This is a genomic window from Halopseudomonas pelagia CL-AP6, assembly GCF_000410875.1.
Lineage (GTDB): Bacteria > Pseudomonadota > Gammaproteobacteria > Pseudomonadales > Pseudomonadaceae > Halopseudomonas > Halopseudomonas pelagia.
In genome coordinates, this window is record NZ_AROI01000020.1 from 1 (window position 1) to 21,263 (window position 21,263).

Annotated in this window: 20 protein-coding genes; 6 read left to right on the top strand and 14 right to left on the bottom strand. The window is 60.3% G+C overall.

Annotation, left to right across the window (positions count from 1 at the left end):
- Positions 1-201: 201 nt before the first annotated feature.
- The 4 genes from K787_RS0114575 to K787_RS0114590 form a co-directional block, all read right to left on the bottom strand.
- Entirely contained in the window at positions 202-684 is a 483-nt protein-coding gene (locus K787_RS0114575) for a YbhB/YbcL family Raf kinase inhibitor-like protein (RefSeq protein WP_022963542.1), read from the bottom strand.
- Between the two features lie 49 nt (positions 685-733).
- A complete protein-coding gene (locus K787_RS0114580; protein WP_022963543.1) occupies positions 734-1,030 on the bottom strand; it encodes a hypothetical protein in 297 nt (98 codons plus the stop codon).
- Between the two features lie 215 nt (positions 1,031-1,245).
- Positions 1,246-2,445 (bottom strand): 3-oxoadipyl-CoA thiolase, encoded by a 1,200-nt coding sequence (locus K787_RS0114585; protein WP_022963544.1) that lies wholly within the window; start codon positions 2,443-2,445, stop codon positions 1,246-1,248.
- Positions 2,446-2,450: 5 nt separating this feature from the next.
- Complete coding sequence (locus tag K787_RS0114590) at positions 2,451-3,965, bottom strand: 3-hydroxyacyl-CoA dehydrogenase (RefSeq protein WP_022963545.1); 1,515 nt, start codon at positions 3,963-3,965, stop codon at positions 2,451-2,453.
- A gap of 269 nt (positions 3,966-4,234) precedes the next feature.
- Here K787_RS0114590 and K787_RS0114600 point away from each other — a divergent pair, with 269 nt between their 5' ends.
- From K787_RS0114600 to K787_RS23295, 5 genes are all read left to right on the top strand, one after another.
- Positions 4,235-4,663, top strand: coding sequence for a PaaI family thioesterase (locus K787_RS0114600; protein WP_022963546.1), 429 nt, complete (start codon positions 4,235-4,237; stop codon positions 4,661-4,663).
- A 10-nt stretch (positions 4,664-4,673) separates the two neighbouring features.
- Positions 4,674-6,017: a hypothetical protein gene (locus tag K787_RS0114605; protein WP_022963547.1), complete on the top strand. Its 1,344-nt coding sequence runs from the start codon at positions 4,674-4,676 to the stop codon at positions 6,015-6,017.
- Between the two features lie 362 nt (positions 6,018-6,379).
- The gene (gene mutM, locus K787_RS0114610) at positions 6,380-7,192 is read left to right on the top strand and encodes a bifunctional DNA-formamidopyrimidine glycosylase/DNA-(apurinic or apyrimidinic site) lyase (RefSeq protein ID WP_022963548.1); all 813 of its coding nucleotides are present in this window, start codon (positions 6,380-6,382) and stop codon (positions 7,190-7,192) included.
- 146 nt (positions 7,193-7,338) lie between these two features.
- Entirely contained in the window at positions 7,339-7,680 is a 342-nt protein-coding gene (locus K787_RS0114615) for a hypothetical protein (protein ID WP_022963549.1), read from the top strand.
- Positions 7,681-7,762: 82 nt separating this feature from the next.
- On the top strand, positions 7,763-9,607 hold the full coding sequence (locus K787_RS23295; protein ID WP_022963550.1) for a Na/Pi cotransporter family protein: 1,845 nt from the start codon (positions 7,763-7,765) through the stop codon (positions 9,605-9,607).
- Here the strand turns inward: K787_RS23295 and ggt are convergent.
- From ggt to K787_RS0114650, 6 genes are all read right to left on the bottom strand, one after another.
- Complete coding sequence (ggt, locus tag K787_RS23300; RefSeq protein ID WP_022963551.1) at positions 9,594-11,339, bottom strand: gamma-glutamyltransferase; 1,746 nt, start codon at positions 11,337-11,339, stop codon at positions 9,594-9,596. The two genes, K787_RS23295 and ggt, sit on opposite strands and share 14 nt — an antisense overlap.
- Positions 11,340-11,343: 4 nt before the next feature.
- On the bottom strand, positions 11,344-11,592 hold the full coding sequence (locus K787_RS0114630; RefSeq protein ID WP_022963552.1) for a YfhL family 4Fe-4S dicluster ferredoxin: 249 nt from the start codon (positions 11,590-11,592) through the stop codon (positions 11,344-11,346).
- A 32-nt stretch (positions 11,593-11,624) separates the two neighbouring features.
- Complete coding sequence (coaD, locus tag K787_RS0114635; protein WP_022963553.1) at positions 11,625-12,104, bottom strand: pantetheine-phosphate adenylyltransferase; 480 nt, start codon at positions 12,102-12,104, stop codon at positions 11,625-11,627.
- A gap of 81 nt (positions 12,105-12,185) precedes the next feature.
- Positions 12,186-13,775: a GMC family oxidoreductase gene (locus K787_RS0114640; RefSeq protein ID WP_022963554.1), complete on the bottom strand. Its 1,590-nt coding sequence runs from the start codon at positions 13,773-13,775 to the stop codon at positions 12,186-12,188.
- A gap of 35 nt (positions 13,776-13,810) precedes the next feature.
- Positions 13,811-14,344: a hypothetical protein gene (locus K787_RS0114645; RefSeq protein ID WP_022963555.1), complete on the bottom strand. Its 534-nt coding sequence runs from the start codon at positions 14,342-14,344 to the stop codon at positions 13,811-13,813.
- Positions 14,345-14,433: 89 nt separating this feature from the next.
- Entirely contained in the window at positions 14,434-15,876 is a 1,443-nt protein-coding gene (locus tag K787_RS0114650) for a coniferyl aldehyde dehydrogenase (RefSeq protein WP_022963556.1), read from the bottom strand.
- 134 nt (positions 15,877-16,010) lie between these two features.
- Here K787_RS0114650 and K787_RS0114655 point away from each other — a divergent pair, with 134 nt between their 5' ends.
- Positions 16,011-16,655 (top strand): TetR/AcrR family transcriptional regulator, encoded by a 645-nt coding sequence (locus K787_RS0114655; RefSeq protein WP_022963557.1) that lies wholly within the window; start codon positions 16,011-16,013, stop codon positions 16,653-16,655.
- On the opposite strand, the gene K787_RS23305 is transcribed toward K787_RS0114655, so the two are convergent.
- From K787_RS23305 to K787_RS0114675, 4 genes are read right to left on the bottom strand one after another with little or no spacing between them, the layout of a single operon-like run.
- Complete coding sequence (locus K787_RS23305; RefSeq protein WP_022963558.1) at positions 16,603-17,736, bottom strand: hydrolase; 1,134 nt, start codon at positions 17,734-17,736, stop codon at positions 16,603-16,605. The two genes, K787_RS0114655 and K787_RS23305, sit on opposite strands and share 53 nt — an antisense overlap.
- Entirely contained in the window at positions 17,718-18,293 is a 576-nt protein-coding gene (gene rsmD / locus K787_RS0114665) for a 16S rRNA (guanine(966)-N(2))-methyltransferase RsmD (protein ID WP_022963559.1), read from the bottom strand. The genes K787_RS23305 and rsmD overlap by 19 nt, the downstream gene beginning before the upstream one ends.
- Entirely contained in the window at positions 18,290-19,819 is a 1,530-nt protein-coding gene (locus tag K787_RS23310) for a M16 family metallopeptidase (RefSeq protein ID WP_022963560.1), read from the bottom strand. The genes rsmD and K787_RS23310 overlap by 4 nt, the downstream gene beginning before the upstream one ends.
- Positions 19,819-21,207, bottom strand: a complete 1,389-nt coding sequence (locus K787_RS0114675) for a M16 family metallopeptidase (RefSeq protein ID WP_022963561.1) — start codon at positions 21,205-21,207, stop codon at positions 19,819-19,821. The genes K787_RS23310 and K787_RS0114675 overlap by 1 nt, the downstream gene beginning before the upstream one ends.
- Positions 21,208-21,263 lie beyond the last annotated feature (56 nt).

Consider the following 21,263-nt stretch of genomic DNA (forward strand, 5'->3'; position numbering starts at 1 on the left):
CCGTGGCGGTTTTCTCTGGGAGTGTCGAGTTCCATCTCGACATGGGTTCAGGCTGTGCTGAGTTGTTTGAGTGTTTGTCGAGACGCCGCTGGCCGAGATGGAACTCGGCCTTCCCAGGGGCGTGGCCGGCTGACCGTGGCGGTTTTCTGGGAGTGTCGAGTTCCATCTCGACACAGGGGCCCAGGCGGCGCAGGGCAATGACTAGCCGCGCTGGTAGGTGCCGATCAGACGGTTCATCGCCAGGCAATGCGGCTCAACCTTCGCCAACAGCTCCCACAATGTGAGGCCTTCAGGCAGGTTCAGCTCGCTGTCCAGCGCCAATACCCAGAAATAATACTGATGCTTGCCGTGACCTTCGGGGGGCATCGGGCCGTTGTAACCTGCCTTGCCGAAGTTGTTCTTGCCCTGCGTATGCTGATCACAGCCTTCCGGAATCGAGGTGACCGAGCCGGGAATATTGTAGTGCACCCAATGCACAAAGCCGTAGGTGCCGTTAGCGGAGATTAGCGGCGCGTCCGGGTCATGGCAGACCACGGCATAGCTTTTGGTGCCTTCGGGGGCATTCTTCCAGCTTAGCGCCGGGGAGACATCTTCACCCTCGCCAGTATGCTTGCTGGGGATGGCGGCGTCGTTGCCGAAGGCGCTGCTGCTCAGTTGCAGATCATTGCTGAATGCGAAACCCATAATGTTCTCCTCGAAAATAGTCCGGGTGAAATTCGGTTGGTATCACGCGTCAGCGTATCAGGGCGCTGAGCAACCATAAACCCAGCAGACACCAGATCACGCCGCCGATAATGCGTTTGTTTATGAAGGCCCGCACCCCCGCATAGATCAGGATCAGCCCTAATACTACAAAAATGATGGTGAATATATTGCTGTCGACCCCCAGCGTCCGGGCAAAGCCATTGACGAAAGCCGAACTGGCGCTGCTGAGCACGTCAAAGATCCAGGCCAGACTGTCAACCAGCAAGCGGATCACGGTGCCTAAGGCTTCGCCCAGCCATTCAAAGGGATTGGTGTTCAGTTGCATCGATGCCTTCACTATACGGGTGGATGTGATGGAGCACTTTATCAGAAAACGGGTTTTGAGCTTAGTTCACTGGGGCGGGGTGGTGTTTGAAACCCTTCGCGGCGAGGCCGCCGCTCCTACCAGTGCAAGAGCACAGACTGCTTGGGTCGGAGCCCCGGCCTCGGGGCGAATGGGGGTTGCCTTTCGCGGCGAGGCCGCCGCTCCTGCCGTTGTGTTTAGACGCGTTCGATAACCGTGGCCACACCTTGACCCAGGCCAATACAGAGGCTGACCAGTGCGTAGCGCTTACCGGTGCGCTCCAACTGACGCAACGCGGTCAGGGTTAAACGGGCACCCGAGGCGCCGAGCGGGTGACCGACGGCGATGGCGCCGCCGTTGGGGTTCAGGCGCGGATCGTCGAAGGCAATGCCCAGTTGCTTGGCGCAGCCGAGTACCTGTGCAGCAAAGGCTTCGTTGATCTCGATCACGTCCATATCATCCAGACTCAAACCGGCACGGCTCAGCGCCTTCTTGCAGGCTTCCACCGGGCCCAGGCCCATCACCCGTGGGGCAACACCGGCCACAGCGCCAGCAAGAATCTTGGCCCGCGGCTTGATGGCGTACTTCTGACCGATGGCTGCAGAGCCGATCAGCAGCGCGGCGGCGCCGTCATTTACGCCTGAGGCGTTGCCGGCAGTGACTACGCCATCCTTGAATAGCGAACGCAGGCCGCAGAGCACCTCCAGTGTGCTGTCAGCGCGCGGATGCTCATCCTGATCAACCCGTTTGGCCGGCTTCTTGCGACCTTGAGACACTTCGATCGGGTGAATTTCTTCGGCAAAGAAACCCTCAGCACGCGCTGCTTCATACAGCGCCTGGCTGCGCGCGGCGTAAGCGTCAGCCTGTTCGCGAGTAATACCTAGCTCGGCGGCAACGTTGTCGGCGGTCTGCGGCATGCTGTCGTCGCCGTATTCATCTTCCACCTTGGGATTGGGGAAGCGTGCACCAATGGTGCTGTCAAACGCGCGGAAGTCGCGCGAATAGGCACTTTCGCTCTTGGCAATAACGAAAGGCGCGCGGCTCATGCTTTCGGCGCCACCGGCGACAAACAACTCGCCTTCGCCGGCTTTCACCGCACGCGAAGCATCCAGAATTGCTGCCAGGCCAGAGCCACACAAGCGGTTGATGGTGACGCCAGCGACTTCCTGCGGCAGACCGGCCAGCAGGCCGGCGTGACGCGCGATATTGCGTGCATCTTCACCGGCCTGATTGGTGCAGCCCATGATCACGTCTTCGTAATCCTGGCCTGCAAAACCGTTACGGGCGACCAGCGTACGTATCACTTCGGCAAGCAGGTCATCGGGACGCACGCGGGCTAGAGCACCAGCGTGGCGGCCAAACGGGGAGCGCAAACCATCATAAATATAGGCAGTCATTCAGATTACTCCTGGATATCGGGTGTGGTCAGCGGCAGGTCGAGCTGTACGCGGCGTCGCAGCCAGGGGCTGGGGCGGTAGCGCGGCTCGCCATACACGGCCTGCAGGTTGTTCAATACGGTGAGAATATTGCACTTCTTGTAATGTTCGCCGAACGCCAGCGGGCCTTTGGGGTAGCCCAGGGCCAGTTGGACGGCGCGGTCTAACGTTTCCGGTGTGGCAATGCCTTTCTGTGCGATCTCGCAGCCAAGGTTGACCACACTGGCAATCAGCCGCTGAATGATGAAGCCGGGAGAATCATTGATGATCTCCACCGGCACGCCATCGGCGCTTAGCGCCTGACGCGCCTGGGCCACGGTGTCGGCGCTGCTGGCTGGGTTACGCATCAGCACGCGGCGTTTGTCCCAGTCGGCGAAGCAGTCGATGGCTACCGTGCGCTCGGCCGGCAGTGCCTGGCGCGCCAAGCTGTTGGTGCAGTCTTCACCCAGGGGGGCGACCAGGCAGATCGCCTCCTGGCTCGGCAGGTTTGTGTCTTCCAGGGTCGCGCCAGCGGCGGACAGGGCTGCGGAGACATTACTGCGCACCACATCGTCATGTGCGTCGAGCCAGAACGGCCGGTTGACGATCACTGTCTCAGGCTCGACTTCGGGCCGCTCGATCTTCTGGCCATCTTGGTATCGATAGAAACCCTGCCCGGTCTTGCGCCCGAGCAAACCAGCGGCCACGCGCTGGGCGGCAATAAAGGACGGGGTGTAGCGCGGGTCGTGATAGAACTGCTCGTATACCGACTCCATTACCGCATGCGAGACGTCCAGGCCAGTCAGGTCGAACAGCTCGAACGGGCCCATGCGAAAGCCCGGACCATCACGCAGAATGCGATCGATCTGCTGCGGCGTAGCCACCCCTTCACTGAGAATCCGCAGGGCCTCGGTACCGAAGGCGCGGCCGGCATGGTTGACCAGAAAGCCGGGGGTATCCGGGGTAATCGCTGGAAAGTGCCCAGCGGTTTCGGCCAGCGCGACCAGGCCCTGCACATAGCGCTCATCAGTGCGTTCGCCGCGCACGACCTCGACAATTTTCATCAGCGGCACAGGGTTGAAGAAGTGAAACCCGGCGACGCGTTCCGGCCGCTTGCAGGTGCTGGCGATGCGCGTGACCGACAGGGAAGAGGTGTTGGTCGCCAGTACGCAATCGTCACGCACTATGGCTTCCAACTGATCGAACAGCTTCTGTTTGACCTCCAGCAGCTCGACGATGGCTTCAATCACCAGGTCGCAATCCTTCAGCGCTTCCAGTTCGGCGGCCGCTTGCATGCGTGTCATGGTGGCGTCGAAATCCGCTTCGCTGAGCTTGCCCTTGGCGACTGCCCGCTGCAGAAGATTGCGGTTGAAGCTGATAGCGTCGTCAATCGCTTCGGTGCGGGTATCGTAAATCAGTACCTGCTGGCCACTGCTGGCAAATAACTGGGCGATACCGCGGCCCATGGCGCCGGCGCCGATCACGCCAATTCGGTTGAACATGCAATGATTCCTTATTCACCCTATCAATTCCGCATGGCGGAATAGAATTTCGTTTAAGATGGTGCGAGATTAAATCCTGCCGGGGATCAGTGCAAGTTCGCTGGTTTGGCTCAGGCTGGCGCACATCAGGTTCAAGCTGGCCTGTGACATACTTGTCTTGCTGCAATACAACAAGATGCACGCCGGTCTTTGGCGGTCTGCGGAGCAAGGCCGCTTGAACAATCTCCGGGGTTGATAAAAATGAGTGTAGTAAAAAAGGGTAGGTGTCCGTGAATAAAGACCAACAGCAAGCCGTTGAACGCTCCGTAACCGGTTTCTTTCAAGATCTGGGTTGTGAATTGCTGGAGTATTCCGAAGGTCGCGCGGTGATTGGGCTGACCTTGGCGCCACGGCATATGAACAACGCCGGTAATCTGCACGGTGGGGTGACCGCCAGCTTGCTGGATATTGCCATGGGCTTGTGCGGCACCTGGGCGCCGACTGCCGAAGAGCGCCGGGTGGCCATTACCCTGTCGTTAAATGTTAATTTCTCCGCGACTGCCAAAGTAGGCACTCAGGTGCGCGCGGTGGCGACCTGCCGCAGTGCCGGGCACAAGGTGTTTATGGCCGCCTGTGATCTGCTGGATGAAAACGACAAGCTGATCGGCTTTGGCGAGGGTGTGCTGAAAAAGGGTGCCTACCGCAAGGACATGCCGTGAGTCGCCACGCATGAAATTGGCCCTGCTGCCCCTCGGCGTCGGCCTGGAGCTGCTGGCACTGCTGCTGCAGTTGCCCTGGCTCAGTTGGCTGGCGGCGGCGGTCTTTCTGCTGTATTTCCTGCTGCATTTCAGCCGCCTGAATCGCTACCCGCAATGGCTGGGCATTATCACGCTGGCGGTACTGGTTGCCGCTGCGCTGAACGCGCGTACCGATGCCAGCCTGTGGCCAAGACTCGCCGCGTCAGCTGCCTATTACACCAGCTTCCTTGCCGCGCTCGGATTAATGCAGTTGCTGGCAAAGCGTTTGCCGCAGCTCAGTGAGCTGCACAAGGCATTGCTGTCCGGCTCCAAGGTGGTGCTCTATCCGCGCTACGTGCTGACCGCCGGCAGCATCGGCTCGATTCTCAATTTCGGCATGATGAATCTGCTCTGCGGCACTCTCACTACCCACCTGAAACGCTACCCTTTGACGGATGACCAGCGCCGCGAAGGCCTGCGCAGCGTTATGGTCACCACTTTGCGCGGTTTTGCTCTGGTGCCTTTGCTGGCCCCCACCAGCGTGACCATCGCGATCATCTCCCGAGAAATGCCCGAACTGTCCTGGAGCGCGATGCTGCCCTACGGGATAGTGGCGGCAGTGATGATGATTCTGGTTGGTTGGCGCCGTGAAACCCGCGGGTTGCTGGCGCTGCGCGACAATATCGGCGATAGCACCAAGGCCAAAGGGATGATCGGGTTACTGATCGGCAGCCTGCTCGGCTTGCTGGCCATCGGCGCCTTGGCATCAGTGACGGCACTGACCGCGTCGCAGTCGGCGATGGTGCTGGTGCCGATAGGGGTGATCAGTTATTTGTTGTGGCGCGACCGTTCGCCCCAGCGGGCGCTGGAGGAAGTCGCCGAGAATATGCGCAGCATGCACAACGAGATGTTTATCTTCGGCTGTGCGGCGCTGCTGGGTGGAGCGCTCGGCGCCATCGCGCCGCTGGAAGACATGGCCGCCTGGCTGGCGGCGGAGCCCAAGTACAATCTGCTGCTGGCGATAGCCAGTTTGTTCAGTACCATCACGTTGGCGGTTATCGGGGTGGCACCAATTGTGTCGCTGTCATTGATCGCCGGTCTGCTGGCGCAACTCTCAGTGCTGGGCGTACCCATCATGACCCCTGCGGTGGGGCTGATGTGTGGCTTTTCCCTGGCGATGATCTGCTCGCCCTTTGGACCCTCGACCCTGATTCTGGCGCGTTACAGTGGCGAGACGCCGTTCCGGGTGGCCTTTGGCTGGAATGGCCGCTTTGTGATGAGTGTGATGCCGTTGTTGTTGTTGCTGTTGTTTGGGACTTATTGGTGGCATAGCTGAAAGCTTCAAGTCATAAGCCTCAAGCGCTTTGTCTGTGCTTATAGTTAGGCCTAAGTGAGCCGGGCGGCCGCTCGGCTCACAGTTTGCTACGTTCGCTGCCTGTAAACTGGCCGGGGTTTGGTGTAGTTTGCAGGCGATTCAGTGAGGGCATGTTGAGCCGCTACAGCTATATGAGGCGCCGGTCAGCCGTCCCGCTTTGCTGTACCGTCGGAGCCCCATGGATGGGCGACGCCGAGCGCCCAGGGATGGGACAGCGTGTCAGCAAAGCGGGACGGCTGATTGGCGGCCCGCACGGACTCAATGCTCAGCATGCCCTAACGCACAGCTTCGAACCAACGCATAACCTTTGAACAGGCCGCTACATGCCCGAGCTACCCGAAGTAGAAACCACCCGCCGCGGCATCGCTCCGCACCTCGAAGGTCGCAAGGTGACCCGGCTGATTGTGCGCGACAGCCGCCTGCGCTGGCCGATTCCCGAGGACCTGGCGATCCAGATTGAAGACCAGACCTTCAGCCAGATCCGCCGCCGAGCCAAATACCTGTTGATGGATATCGGCGGCGGCAGCCTGATCAGTCATCTGGGCATGTCCGGCAACTTGCGGCTGGTGCCGATTGGCAGCCCGGTGGCCAAGCATGAGCATGTGGATATCGAACTGGATTCGGGCATGGCGCTGCGTTATACCGACCCGCGGCGCTTTGGCGCCATGCTCTGGATCAAGGCCGGTGAGCTGCATCCGCTGTTGTCCCGCCTGGGGCCCGAGCCGCTGTCAGAGCTGTTCGACGGCGAGCGCCTCTATCAATGTTCGCGCGGCAAATCCATGGCAGTGAAACCCTTCATTATGGATAACGCAGTGGTGGTCGGCGTCGGCAATATCTACGCCACTGAAGCGCTGTTCGCGGCCGGGATTGATCCGCGCCGCGAAGCCGGACGCATCAGCCGTGCGCGTTATCAGATACTCGCCGAAGAGATCAAACGCATCCTCGCCTACGCCATCGAACGCGGCGGTACCACCTTGCGCGACTTTCTTGGCGGCGACGGCCAGCCGGGTTATTTTCAGCAGGAGCTGTTCGTCTACGGGCGCGGCGGGCAGCCCTGCAAGGTCTGCGGCATGGAGTTATCAGAATGTCGGCTGGGCCAGCGCAGCTCGGTATTCTGCCGTCGTTGTCAGCGCTAAAATGCGCGAATAAAGGCCATGGTTGGCATTTTTCACCCACCTGATTCCGAAACCGGCGTAATGTGCCTACAATGAAGGCTGAAGGCTACCCTGGATGGGAGTCTCGCCAAGAATAACGCCTATGGGCAACTATCAGGGATTCAACTATGCGCCTGTTACGTCACACTACCGCTCTCATGGCCGGCCTGCTGCTCAGCGCTAGCGTTCTGGCCCAAGAAAACTCGCATTCGCCTTACCAGGATCATGTAGAGAACCCCGGCATCTTCGCCATGGTCGGTGACCTGGTCATCGCGCGACCCTTGCTGTTGGGTGTCACTGCGATTGGCGCGGCGGCCTTTGTGGTCAGCCTGCCATTCACCCTGGCGGGTGGTAACGTGACAGAAGCGGGTCAGGAGCTGGTTTTGCGTCCTGGTACCGAGACTTTTGTACGCTGCCTGGGATGTACCAAAAGCGGTTATGGCCGTCGCCAGCAGGATGAAAATCTCTAATCAGGTTTTCCGTTCGATATGAGTTCAGGCCGCTGATCGTCACGTTGGTGGTCTGCAGCCTCTTTGTAGAGTAGTCAGGCTGATGCGCGTATTGTTCAAACCATTATGGGTACCCGTTGTTCTGCTGGTGCTCGTACTCCTGTTCGTCTGGAAATCCGAGCTGGCTACCCTGGCTGCGGGCATCGCCCTGTTCATGCTCGGGATGTTTCATCTTGAAGATGGTTTCCGTGCCTTCACTGGCGGCGCGCTTGAGCGCTGGCTGTCGCGAAGCACCAATCGTCTGTGGAAAAGCCTGCTATTCGGTATTACCAGCACTGCAGTGGTTCAATCCAGCTCCTTGGTGACCGTACTCAGTATTGCCTTTCTCAGCGCTGGAATGATCAGCCTGGGTGCCGGCATTGGCATTGTCTTTGGTGCCAACCTGGGCACCACCACCGGCGCCTGGTTAATTGCCCTGGTGGGTCTGAAGGTGGATCTTGCGGTGGTGGCCATGCCATTGCTGGTGTTCGGTGTGTTGCTGGGCCAGCGCACGCAAAGCCTGTGGAAAGGTCTGGGTCAGGTATTACTCGGCGTAGGTTTGCTGTTTCTGGGCATCGACCTGATGAAAGACGGCTTCGCCAGCTTCGAGGGCTTGCTAGTGCTGGACGGCTTTGCCGATCAGGGCTGGGTCAGCGTGTTGTTGTATGCGCTATTGGGCCTGCTAGCGACCATTCTGATGCAATCTAGCCATGCGGCGATGATGATTACCCTGGCTGCGTTAGCCACCGGGCAATTGGCTTATGGCAATGCGCTGGCCATGGCCATTGGCGCCAATCTGGGCACCACCGTAACGGCGTTGCTCGCTGCGCTGGGCAGCAATAATGCCGGGCGGCGGCTGGCGGCTGCACATATTCTGTTCAACGTGGTCACTGCGCTGGTCGCGCTGGCGATACTGCCGAACCTGGCGCGGTCGGTGGACTGGCTGGCAGAGGTGCTGGGCATTGCCGCCGATGCCTATACCCTCAAGCTGGCGCTGTTTCATACCCTGTTCAATGTCCTGGGGCTGGTCATCATGCTGCCCTGGATTCCACTGATGGTGAAGTGGTTGATGCGCTGGTTGCCTGATGCCGCGCCGGTTGGCAGTCCGCAGGCCAGCGACGCGGCCTTGAGTGAGCAGCCGCGCATGCGCGCGCAATTTCTCAATGATTCGGCTTTGTTGCACGCGGATACCGCGCTCAAGGTGTTGGGTCAGGAAGTGCAGAATCTTGGCGCGCTGAGCCGTCAGGTGATTGCCGCCGCATTGTATTTGCCGCCGGGCGATCTGAGCGACCTGTCACGTGAGCAACTGCACAAGGTGGTATTGCGCGCGGTGCCGGAAGATCATCGCGAGGATGCCGACGCGCTGTATGAACGGCACGTCAAGGGCGTCTATGCGGACATTATCGACTTTATCAGTCAGTTGGATCTGTCTTTGCTGCCCGCCCAGCAGCAGGCCTTGATGGATTACAACACGGCCGCCCGTGAGCTGATAGAGGCAGTAAAAGCCGCCAAGCATCTGCAATCCAATCTGCGTAAGCAGATCGATAGCCGTCAACCAGCTATCCATGAAGCCTATGACCTGTTGCGCGAGGAAGGTGGCCAGGCATTGGTGGATATGGGCCGGTTGATGAACATGCAGGGCGATACGCAAGCGCGGGGAGACCTGTTTGATGCCTACGCAGAGCAGGAAAAGCTATTTGCCGATCATTTCCAGCAAATCGTGCAGACGCGCCTGCGTAACCGGGAGTTGGATGGTTGGCAGGCGACCTCAATGCTCAATGACCTGCATTACCTGTTGCGCATCCGTCAGCATCTGTACCGGGCACATGCGGAGTTGCATGATCAGGATGAGCAGGCGTTGAGCCCCGCGTCCGACGAGCGCATCGAGCCCTCGCTCAGTCTGCTGTGACCGCGCGTGGCTCTGACCGACGCTGGGTCTGCTGCCCGGCGTTGCGTTTGATCAAGGCCTGACCCACGCCGCGCGGATCACTCGCGGCTCGCAGCTCGCCGGTTTGCTTGTTCCAGTGCACCGCGTGCATATCACCGTAATCCCGGCCCACTGGCTTGATGGTATGGCCTAGCGCTTCCAGCTCACCCTGTACCTCCGGGTTGAAGGCGCCATCCTCAATCTGAATATGATCCGGCAGATACTGGTGATGGAAGCGTGGTCTGCTGACCCAGGATTCCACCTTCTCACCTTCAATCGCTTCAAGCGCACCGAGCAGCACCATGGTGATAATCCGGCTACCGCCAGGCGTTCCCAAAACCGCCAGTTGCTCTTCGTTTTCCAGCATGGTCGGGGTCATGCTCGACAGCGGGCGCTTGCCCGGCCCGACGCTGTTCGGTTCGCTACCGGCCAACTGGTAAGCATTTTCGCCCGTGGGATCGGTGGCGAAGTCGTCCATTTCGTTATTCAGCAGCACGCCAGTGCCGGGCACGGTGAAGGCTGCACCGAATGGCAGGTTGATGCTGAGTGTGGCAGCCACGGCGTTGCCCTGACTGTCGATCAGCGAAAAATGGGTAGTGTCGGTACCTTCATTGAAGGGAGCAGGTTCCCCTAGCTCAGTGCTTGGCGTAGCTTTGCGCGGATCTATGCTTGAGGCCATCGCGCGCGCGTGCTCAGCGGATAACAGCTTGGCAGTCGGCACCTCGACGAAGTCGCTGTCGCCAAGCAGCATGCGGTCGCGGTAGCTGCGGCGCATCAACTCGACCAACTGGTGGGTCCAGGCGGCCGAGCCAGGAGTAGCGCGTGGCAGCACTTCCAGCCCCTGCAACAGATTAGCCAGGGCGATGCCGCCGGCGGAGGGCAGGGGTGAGCTGATGACCCGCATGCCGAAGCTGTTGAAACTCACCGGTTGGCGTTCAACTACGCGGTAGTTATCCAGATCAACCTGTTGCCAAACGCCACCGCCAGCTTGCACGGCGTCAAGCAGTCGCTTGGCGACCGGACCTTGATAGAAGCCTGCTTGGCCGCGCTCGGCCAGGGCTCGCAGAGTCTCGGCCAGTTCCGCCTGGTGGATCAGGGTACCTACCGCTGGAATCTCGCCGTCGCGCAGGAACAGCCGCGTGGTTTCCGCATTGCGGCGCATGGCTTCCAGGCGAAAACCGCCGAGCATGCGGTAGCGTTCGGTCACGCCGAAGCCTTGCTCTGCGGCGTCGATGGCCGGCTGCAGGCTCTGCTTCAGGCTCAGATTGCCATACTCCTCGGCCAGCAGCACCAGTGCCGCTGGCAAGCCGGGGATACCCGCCGCGTGGGGGCCATTCAGTGCGGGATCACGCTGGAACTGGCCCTCGGCATCCTGATAGAAGTCGCGATCGGCAGCCAGCGGGGCGGTTTCCCGGGCGTCGAGAAAATGGTATTCGACGCCTGCCTCGCGCTGTTGCCGGAGGAGGAAAAAGCCGCCGCCGCCAAGGCCGGAGCTGTAGGGTTCCACTACTGCCAGTGTGGCAGCAACAGAGACGGCCGCGTCGAAAGCATTGCCGCCCTGATCCAGTATGCGGTGGCCGGCTGCGGTGGCAGCAGGGTGGGCACTGGCTACCGCCTGTTGATCAGGTGTCTGCGTCTGGGCCTGCGCCAATGGCGCGAACAGTAAAGCGCACAGCAATAAAAGCGATGGGGCTTGCAGTTGCGGCCTGAACATCCGTCTAGCTGCCGGTCAGAATCTGATATTTGGCCATCAGCTCGTCCTGGCTTTCCACGTTATCGGGATCCAGAGGGATACAGTCCACCGGGCAAACTTGCTGGCACTGCGGTTCGTCATAATGCCCCACGCATTCAGTGCAGAGGTTGGGGTCTATTTCGTAAATTTCTTCGCCAGCGGAGATAGCCCCATTGGGGCACTCGGGCTCGCAGACGTCGCAGTTGATACAATCGTCGGTAATGATCAGCGACATGATTCAGTGACTCCGTTGGGCAATAGGCCCGGTTATTCGTGGTAGCGCTTGATCAGCGCGGCATTGACCGAGGGGTGCACGAATTTGGTAACGTCCCCATTGAGTGCGGCAATTTCACGCACCAGCGAGGAGGAAATATAAGAGTATTTCTCCGAGGGGGTCAGAAACAGGCTTTCAACATCGGGTGCGAGCACGCGGTTCATATTCGCTAGCTGGAACTCGTATTCGAAATCCGATACCGCGCGCAGGCCGCGCAGTAGCACATTGGCGTCTACTTTCTTGGCGAAATGCGCGAGCAGTTCGGCAAAGCCTACCACTTCGACATTGGGAATGTGCTTGAGTACTTCACGCGCCATGTTTACCCGCTCATCCAGGGTAAATACCGGGTTCTTCTTGGTGCTGGCGGCCACGGCAACGATCACCTTATCGAACAGCCGCGCAGCGCGCTCGACCAGATCCGTATGGCCTTTGGTGATCGGATCGAAGGTGCCGGGATAGAGAACCGTGTTCATGCGCATGTTCCTGCAGCAGTGGGGATGGGCAGATGGTAGCTGAATGCTGCCCCGGGGCCAACTGGCTTCAGCTGCAGTGCACTACGTCAGCCGCGCTGCCAGGTCTGTGGCGAGCCTCGAGACCAGGCCATATATCGACAGTTGCGGGTTGGCGCCAATGCTGGTGGGAAACAGCGAGCCGTCGAGTACCGACAGGTTCTCCAGTTGGTGATGCTGACCCTGGCTATTGGTCACCGCCAGCGTTGGATCCTCGCCCATCGCGCAACCGCCCATCACATGGGCACTGGCCAGGCGCACATCGTAGCGCGCATAACGCAAATTGTTGACCTGCTCTTGAAAGTCCTGCCAGTTGCTGCTCAAGCGGCCGTGGCTGTGGGTTGGCATGACGGCCGTCGCGCCCGCGGCGAACTGGATCTCGCCCATGGCCAGCCAGGCACGCCGCGCGCCGTCCCAGATATAGTCATCAAGCGGATAGTCCAGCACTGGATTGCCATCGTCACGGAGCATGACTTCGCCACCCTGGCTGCGTTCATCGAAGCCGTCACGCAACAACGCAATAAGAATATTGCTCTGCGCCAGTTTCTGCATACGCAGGAAATGTTCCTGGCCATGACCGCCGAGCAGCGCGGCGGTGATACTCGGTTGCATGGGCGGTACTTCCAGTTTGAAGCCTATCGGTCCTGTGGTGCCGTTGTTCCACTGAAAATGGTCGGAATACACCGACTGCGGTGCGCCGTAGAAACCATTAATAGTCTTGTCGTACTGGGCCAGGGAAAAATTCACCGGATGCAGGAAGGTGCGTTTGCCCAGGCGGCCATGCGGATCAGGCGCCTTGGAGCGCAGCAGCAGGGCTGGGCTGTTGATCGCGCCACCGGCAAGAATCACATGCCGCCCACGCAGTTGAACACTACGGCCGTCCGCGCGGTTCAGCTGTTCATTCATACCGCGGCAGCGTACTTCCGTTATCCGCTCGCCCTCGAACACCAATTGCTCGGCCTTGAGCCGGTGAATCAGGATAGCGCCCTTTTCCAGCGCGGCGGGCAGAGTGGTGACCAGCATCGATTGCTTGGCGTTAGTCGGGCAGCCGGTACCGCAATATCCTAGATTCCAGCAGCCGCGCACGTTGCGCGGGATGACTTGCCAGTGCCAGTCGAGCGCTTGGCAGCCCTGGCGAATGACGTCGTTGTTGGCATTGGCAGGGACAGCCCAGGGGGCCACACCCAGGCGTTCCTCCATCCGCGCGAACCAGGGTGCCATGCTTTGCGAGTCCAGCCCCTTGACCCCGTGCACCTGGGCCCAATGGGCCAGGGTCTGGTCTGGTGTGCGAAAACTACTGGTCCAGTTAACGGTGGTGGTGCCGCCCACGGTGCGGCCCTGCAAAATACCGATGCCGCCATCCTGGGTGGCACGGGCTGCGCCCTCCTGATAGAGCTCGGCGTAGGCTTTGGCTTCATCGTTCTTGAAGTCGCTGGAGGTTTTCAGTGCGCCCTCTTCGACCAGCAGCACCTTGAGCCCGGCGTTGGCAAGTATCTCGGCACTGGTACCGCCGCCTGCGCCCGTGCCGATGATAATCACGTCGGCTTCAAAGCTGCGGTCGGTCTCCAGTTCGCTGGCATCAATGACCTGCCAGCCGCGGGCAATACCTTGAAGAAATAGATCAGGAACGGGCATGTTGGGTCACCTGGTAAAGGGGCTAAAAGGGGCGTTTAAATCGTCGGCGGACCGGGGTAGCCAACGGCTTCCCAGGAAACCGGAGTGGCGTACCAGGCCATTTGCAGCAGCTGATTCAGCGCGCTGTGGCCCTGACGCAGCATGTCCAGGCGGCTATCGCGCCAGCGCTCGAGGAAGGCACGCACATCTTCATCGGTGGCGTTCTCCCAACTGCCCCAGATACCCGTCAGGGGGCCTCGGGTAAGTCCCATGCTGAGCATGCCGAGCAAATCAGTCAGCTGTTTTTGTACTGCCGTGGAGGTCCAGGCCAGGGTTTTGTCCAGCTGCGCAATTGCGCCATCCAGATTCGCTGGGTTCAGCGCCGGATGCGGGCCGATCAGGGTCGACATTATTGCCGTTAGCATGGGTATGTCGCTGCTGCGCAGCACCTGGAAGCCACTGGCCGGAGCGTCACTACTACAACCCGACAGCGTGGCAGTCAGGCCGGCCGTAGCCAGTACTGCGCTGGCGCCGAGGCCCAGCTTGAGCAGGCTGCGGCGGCTCAGTTGCGGTGCAGAGATAGTCGACATTGGGTGCGCCTCGTCTTGTTGTTATGGGCGTATTATTTTTTTTTAGGCAGTGCTTGGCGAAGCTCAGCGGGTAGTGCGAGTAGTAAGGCTCAGCGAATAAACAGCTTGTAAACCAGCTTGAGCAGCAGCCCGCCATAGGGTGGATAGATCGGCTTGGCGCCATTAAAGCGCTGCTTGATATACACACCCTTGGCCTTGCTGAACGTCAGAAAGCCCTCATGGCCATGGTAGTGGCCCATACCGGAGGGGCCGACGCCGCCGAACGGCAGATCATCCTGGGCCACATGCAATATGGTGTCGTTGATGCACATGCCGCCCGCGTGGGTCTGCTCCATCAGGCGCTGCTGTTCGGCTTTGTCGTAGCCGAAGTAATATAGCGCCAGCGGCCGGGGCCGGTCGGCAACGTATTGCATGGCCTGATCCATGCTGTCATAGGGCACAATTGGCAGTAGCGGACCAAAGATTTCATCCTGCATGACTTTCATGTCGTCGTTAACCTTGAGTAGCAAGGTCGGGGCAATGACCCGCGTCCGCTCGAAATTCTCGGCGCCGGGGTTCAGTTCGATCACCTGCGCGCCCTTGCTCCGCGCATCCTCCAGATAGCTTTGAATACGCTGATATTGGCGCGGGTTGATGATCTGCGTGTAGTCCGGATTGGCTGCCAGATGCGGATAGAGTTTTTTGAACTGTTTGCCCAGCGCGGCGACCAGCTCGTCGATACGTTCGCGCGGGCAAAGCACATAATCAGGCGCGACGCAGGTCTGGCCGGCGTTCACGCCCTTGCCGAAGGCAATGCGTTCGGCGGCGTCGTCGATCGGAACGTCCAGCGAAACAATCGCCGGCGATTTGCCACCCAACTCCAGGGTTACCGGCGTGAGATGTTCTGCGGCGGCGCGCATTACGTGGCGGCCGATACCGGTGCCGCCGGTGAATAACAGATGGTCGAAAGGCAAACGGGAAAAGGCTTCGCCCACCTCGGCTTCACCGGTGATGACTGCGACCTGATCCTCGGTAAACACCTCGGCCAGCATCTGCGCGAATGCCTCGGCGGTGGCCGGGGTGGACTCGCTCATCTTGATCAACACTCGGTTGCCCGCCGCGAGGGCCGCCGTCAGCGGTCCCATGGCCAGATAGAGCGGGTAATTCCAGGGCACAATGACGCCGACCACGCCCAGGGGCTGATAAATCACCTGCGCCTTGCCCGGTTGAAAGGCCATGCCCACGTGGCGCTTGGAGGGTTTCATCCAGCGCCGCAGGCGTTTGGTAACGTAGTTAATGCCCTCGACCGAAGGCAGTATTTCCGCAAGTTTAGTTTCATCAGCGGAGCGTCGGCCGAAGTCCTGATTTATCGCTTCTATCAGGCTTTGTTGATGGCCAAGTAGCGCACCTTTGAGCGAGTTGAGCATTTCCACGCGACTGTCGGCGCTGGGCATGGGCTGATGCCTGAAGGCCTGTTGTTGCGCGCTGAACAACTGCTGCATGCGCGCAATCGACTGTTGTTGATCCTGTATGTAGGCAATATCGGCTACCATGTCACTCTCCGCAGAGTCCGCGTACGGCTCTGTTTTATGGGATATGAGGCATTTTTAGAGCAAATACTCTAAGCTGTCAAACAGAGATTTGTAAGCCGCGCTAGCGGACCTCTTTGAGCCAATGGAAACAGGTAATGAAAACCCGCGATCGTATTCTTCAGGCTAGCTTGCAACTGTTCAATGAACAGGGTGAGCGGCTGGTCACCACCAACCATATTGCGCAGCATATGGGGATGTCGCCGGGTAACTTGTATTACCACTTTCGCAACAAGCAGCAGATCATCGCCGAGCTGTTCAGTCATTATGAAGCGCGGGTAGACGACTATTTGCGCGTACCCGAGGGCCGTGAGCTGGAGGTGGCGGACAAGGCGGTGTATCTGGAGTCAATCTTCCGCGGCCTGTGGGAGTATCGTTTTCTGCATCGCGATCTGGAGCATCTGCTCAACAGTGATGCTGAGCTTGCCGAACGCTATAGGCTGTTTTCCCGGCGCTGTGTACAGAGCGGTCAGGCGATCTATCAAGGCCTGGTGGATGCAGGCATTCTCTGCGCCGAACGTACGGACCCGCAGGCGCTGGCGATTAATAGCTGGCTATTGATGACTGGCTGGGTCGGGTACCTGTGCACTACGGTGCTGGATGCCGAGCAGCCGGATCTGACGCCAGAGTTGCTGCGCCGTGGGGTTTACCAAGTGCTCTCGCAGGAGGCGGGGTTGCTCACCGAGCGCGTCAGGCCTCAGGTGGAGGCGATGCTGCGCGAATACTATGCCCCGTTGCGCTAGTGCCGTCCCGCTGCACTGACGGGTTGGCTGGGGGCTCAAGCTGTTGCTGCAGCCATTGTGGTAGGCGCCGTTCCAGGTAGTAACCAGGCCTCCAGGGCGGGCCCTCGATAAATCCGACGTGGCCGCCACCGGCATGTAGCTCCAGCTGCGTGCTGGCTGACAGCTCCTGAGTTTCAGGCACACTGTGCGGATACACAAAGGGGTCGTCGGCAGACTGTACAATCAGCGTTGGCACTCTGATACCGCCAAGGAAAAAGCGGCTGCTGCAGCGGCGATAGTAGTCTGCCGCGCTGGCGAAGCCGTGCAGCGGGGCGGTCACGCGCTGGTCAAAATCCCACAGGCTGTCCATGCCTTCCAGAGAGCCCAGAGCGGCCAGCCGGGCGTGCTCGGCGTGCAGACCCTGGTGCGCAAACAGGCGCTGTTTATTGACTACATAGGCCAGCAGATCGCGCATGAAACGCGCCTGATAAATGCGCGAAAAACCGACGCTAATGCGATCGGCGCATTGGTCCAGACGAAAGGGCACCGAGACCGCCGCTGCGGCCGCCAAAGGACAATCGCTGGCGCTTTCGCCCAGGTACTTGAGCAAGACGTTACCGCCCAGGGAATAACCGATCGCAGCCAGCGGACGTCTTGCAGGCAGTGCGCTGCGTAGCTGGTTGACCACCTCGGCCAGGTCTTCGCTGGCGCCGGAATGGTAACCTCGAGCACGCTGGTTGGGCTCTCCGGAACAGCCGCGCCAGTTCACCGCCACGCTCTGCCAGCCCAGGCGGGCCAGCGCCTGTTGCTGGCCAAGAATATACAGCGAGTTTGAGCTGCCGGTCAGGCCGTGCAACAGGATCACGCAGGGAGTTTTTGCGTCGTGGCTGGACCCGTGTGGCTGCCCTGGCGCGTGCGTCGTCTCGACCCCGTCTAAATCCAGCCAGTCCAGATCCAGAAAATCGCCGTCGGCCAAGAACATGCGTTGCCGCCGCCGGGTGAGGGTCGGCGGCTTTCTGAACAGGGCGCCAAACAGCGTTTGCAGGTGCGCGCCAGGCAGCCAACGGGCTGGCCGGTAAACGCTCACGCGTGCCGTTGCCACAAGCTGTACCAGACCTGGCCAGCACGCTTCTCGCGGTGCAGGCTCCAATTGGCCGGCCGCTCCAGCGTGGCTGGGGCAGACTCGCTTTCGGTATAGATCCACGCATTGTCGGTCAGCCAGCCATGGCTCTCCAGGGCGGCGCAGCTGGGTGCCAGCAAGCCCTGGTGAAAGGGTGGGTCAAGAAACACCAGGTCATATGGCCGCTCCGGGCTATTGGCCAGGAGCTTCAGCGCGTCTTGCTGTTGAATATCCGCTTGCTCGCATTCCAGTGTCTGCAGGTGCCCGCGCAGGGTATTGACCACGTCGCGGCTGGTGTCGCAAGCCAAAGCGTAAGCGGCGCCACGGGACAAGGCTTCCAGCATCAAGGCACCGCTGCCGGCATAGGGGTCCAGGCAGCGGGCACCTTCAATTCGCCCGCTGAGCCAATTGAACAGGGTTTCGCGCACGCGGTCTGGCGTGGGTCGCAGGCCCGGCTGCTCGGTGAAGCTGAAGCGTCGGCTGCGCCACTGGCCGGCAATGATGCGTAACTGGCTGGTTCTGGCGGCTGTGGTTTTCATGCCTCGGGCGCCTCCGCCGCTGGGTTGGCGCTGGCGTCAGCGGGCGACTGGTCCGCCGCTTCTATCAGCGGCTGGCCAACGGTGAGCGTAAAGCGCTGTTCGGCGCTCAGGTGGCGCTGAAAAGCCTCGCGGACGTCGGCTACCGTGAGCTTCTCGACCTGATCGAGAAACAACTGCAGATGGTTCAGCGGCAGGTTATAGAAGCCGATCATGCCCAACTGGCTGACGATGGCGCTGTTGCTCGCGGTGGACAGCGGAAACTGGCCCATGATCTGACGCTTGCTGCGGATCAGCTCGGCCTCAGTCGGGCCCTCGCTGATAAAGGTGTCCAAGGTGCTGTTGATCACCTCCAGCGCCTGCTCGACCTGGTCGCTACGCGTTTGCATGTTGATCACGAAGGGGCCGGTGGCCTGCATCGGCGAAAAGCTGCTACTGACCGAATAGGACAGCCCGCGGGTTTCCCGGATCTCTTCCATCAGCCGTGAACCGAAGCCGGAGCCAAGTATCTGGTTGCCCACATACAGCGCCGGATAATCCTCGGCGCGGCGGCTGACGCCATGCTGGCCAACCATGATATGCGTCTGCTGGGAGTTGAAGTCGACATGTTCGCGGCTGGCCACGATAGGCTCGGGGTCGCTCACCACTGGGGCTGCGGGGCCTGCGGGCAGTGCTTGGGACACGCGCGCGGCAATGCGCTCGGCCTGCTGCCGGTCAATGTCACCGACCAGGGATATCACTGCATTGCCGGCGGCGTAGTATTGCTGGTGAAAGGTCCGTAGATGCGCCGGAGTGATCTCCGCCAGGCTGTCTGCCTGGCCCTGGGGCAAGCTGCCATAGGGGTGGTTGGGGTAAAGGCTGGCCCAGAAGGCTTCACTGGCTTGGGCCGAGGGGTTTTGCAAGCGGAACTGCAGGCCGGCCAGTAGCTGGTTACGCAGGCGCTGGTAGGCGTTTTCCGGGAAGTCAGGTTGGCTGATGACGCGAGTAAATAGCGCCAGTGCCGGGTCCAGCTTGTCGGCGGCGGTCAGGCTACGCACGCTAGCCAAAGCCATATCCCGATGTGAGCTGTTCTCGAATTCGGCGCCCAGGCTTTCAAAGCCAGCGGCGATTTCACCCGAGTCCATGCCGTCGGCGCCTTCGTTGAGCATGCCGTTGACCAGCGTGGCCAGGCCCGGTAGCTCTGCGTCGCGGCTGGCGCCAGCGGCAAACAGCAGTTGCAGATCAAGCATGGGCAGTTCACTGGCCTGCATGAAATATACCCGCGCCCCTTCCGCAGTGGTCCAGTGCTGTAGATCCAGGCTGCGCCGCGCTGGCGCCTTGTCACGGTCTATGCTTTGCAGGGTAGTCAGCGGTGGAATCGGGTCAAGTTCTGGATCGATATCCGGAACGCTGATCGCCGTCTCTGCGACCGGCTTGACCGGTGGCGTGGCGGGCGGCTGATTGCGCTTGCTGATGAGGGTGGCAAAAATCAGAACCAGTACCGCGATGGCCACAAACCAGCGCAGGGGAGACATCGGCTTGGCGGACATCAGTTGCTTTCCTCTTGTTCTGGGCGGGCTGCTTCGGTGCTCGGCGCGGTAGCGGCAGGCAGTACATGCCCGCGGGTCAGGCGTTCGCGGGTCAAGTATCGCTGGGCAACGTCACTCACCTGTTGCGCGCTGATGCTCTCCAGCGCTTGCTGATCCTCCTCGATCAGTTGCCAGGGCAGGCCGACACTTTCCAGCTGACCCATTTGCGTGGCCTGGTGGGCAATGCTGTCCCGGGCATAGACGTCAGCGGCAATCAGCTGCGTCTTGACCCGGGTTAGCTCGGCGGCGCTCGGAGGGGTGCTTTTCAGTTCGTCTATTTCTGCCCAGAACGCCTGTTCCAATTGCTCCAGACTGATGTCGAGCGCCTGATTGGGCAGGCCGCTGAGGGTGAACAGGGTATCGCCACGGGCAAAGCCGCTGTAACTGGCCGAAGCAGAGGTGGCGATCGCGTTGCCGCGCTCCAACCGGCTGGCCAGCCGGGCGCTGTAGCCGCTGTCGAGTACGCCGCTAAGCAGACGCAGCGCGTGTACCTCCCAGGCGTTTTCAGCGGTGCTCAGGCTGGGCACGTTAAAGCTCAGCAGCAGGCTGGGCAACTGCACATCCAGATGCAGGGTGACTTGGCGCTCGGCACCGCCGGGCAAGTCTAGGGGACGTTTGTGCTCGGGAATCTGGCCTGCCGGTATGGGTGCGAAATAGCTATCGACCAGCGGCTTGACCTCATCCAGGGTCACATCGCCGACAATGATCAGTACCGCGTTGCCTGGCTGATAATGGGTCTGGTACCAAGCTCGCAGGTCGTCCACGGTCAGCCGTTCTATGTCGTGCATCCAGCCGATCACCGGCTGCGAATAGGGGCTGGCGATATGCGCTTGGGTCAGGAAGCGTTCATAAGCCAGGCTGTTGGGGTTGTCATCGACACGCAGGCGCCGTTCTTCCTTGATCACTTCCATTTCGCGGATGAACTCATCTTCCGGCAGGGTGGCGGTATGCATCCGCTCGGCTTCCATTTCCAGCGCGATGGGCAACTGGTCGCGGCTCAGAACCTGGTAATAGGCGGTGTAATCGCGGCTAGTAAAGGCATTTTCTTCAGCGCCGAGGCTGCGTAAAACGCGTGAGGATTCGCCCGGGCCAAGATTCTTGCTGCCCTTGAACATCATGTGTTCCAGCGCGTGGGAGATACCCGTCTGCCCCGGCGGCTCATGGCTGCTGCCGACCTTGTACCAGAGTTGCGAGACCACCACAGGCGCGCGGTGGTCTTCGCGTACTATGACCTTCAGACCGTTGTCCAGGGTCAACTCGTGGGTCGGTTGCCGGGTGCTGTCTGCCGCCACTGGGCCAGCCAGGAGGGCCAGCAGCATATAAGAGAGGGAAATTTTCAGCCGTGCCATGTATGCATCCTGTAGGAACTTACCGCCTGCGGCGGAAGTGGGGTAGGATAACCTAA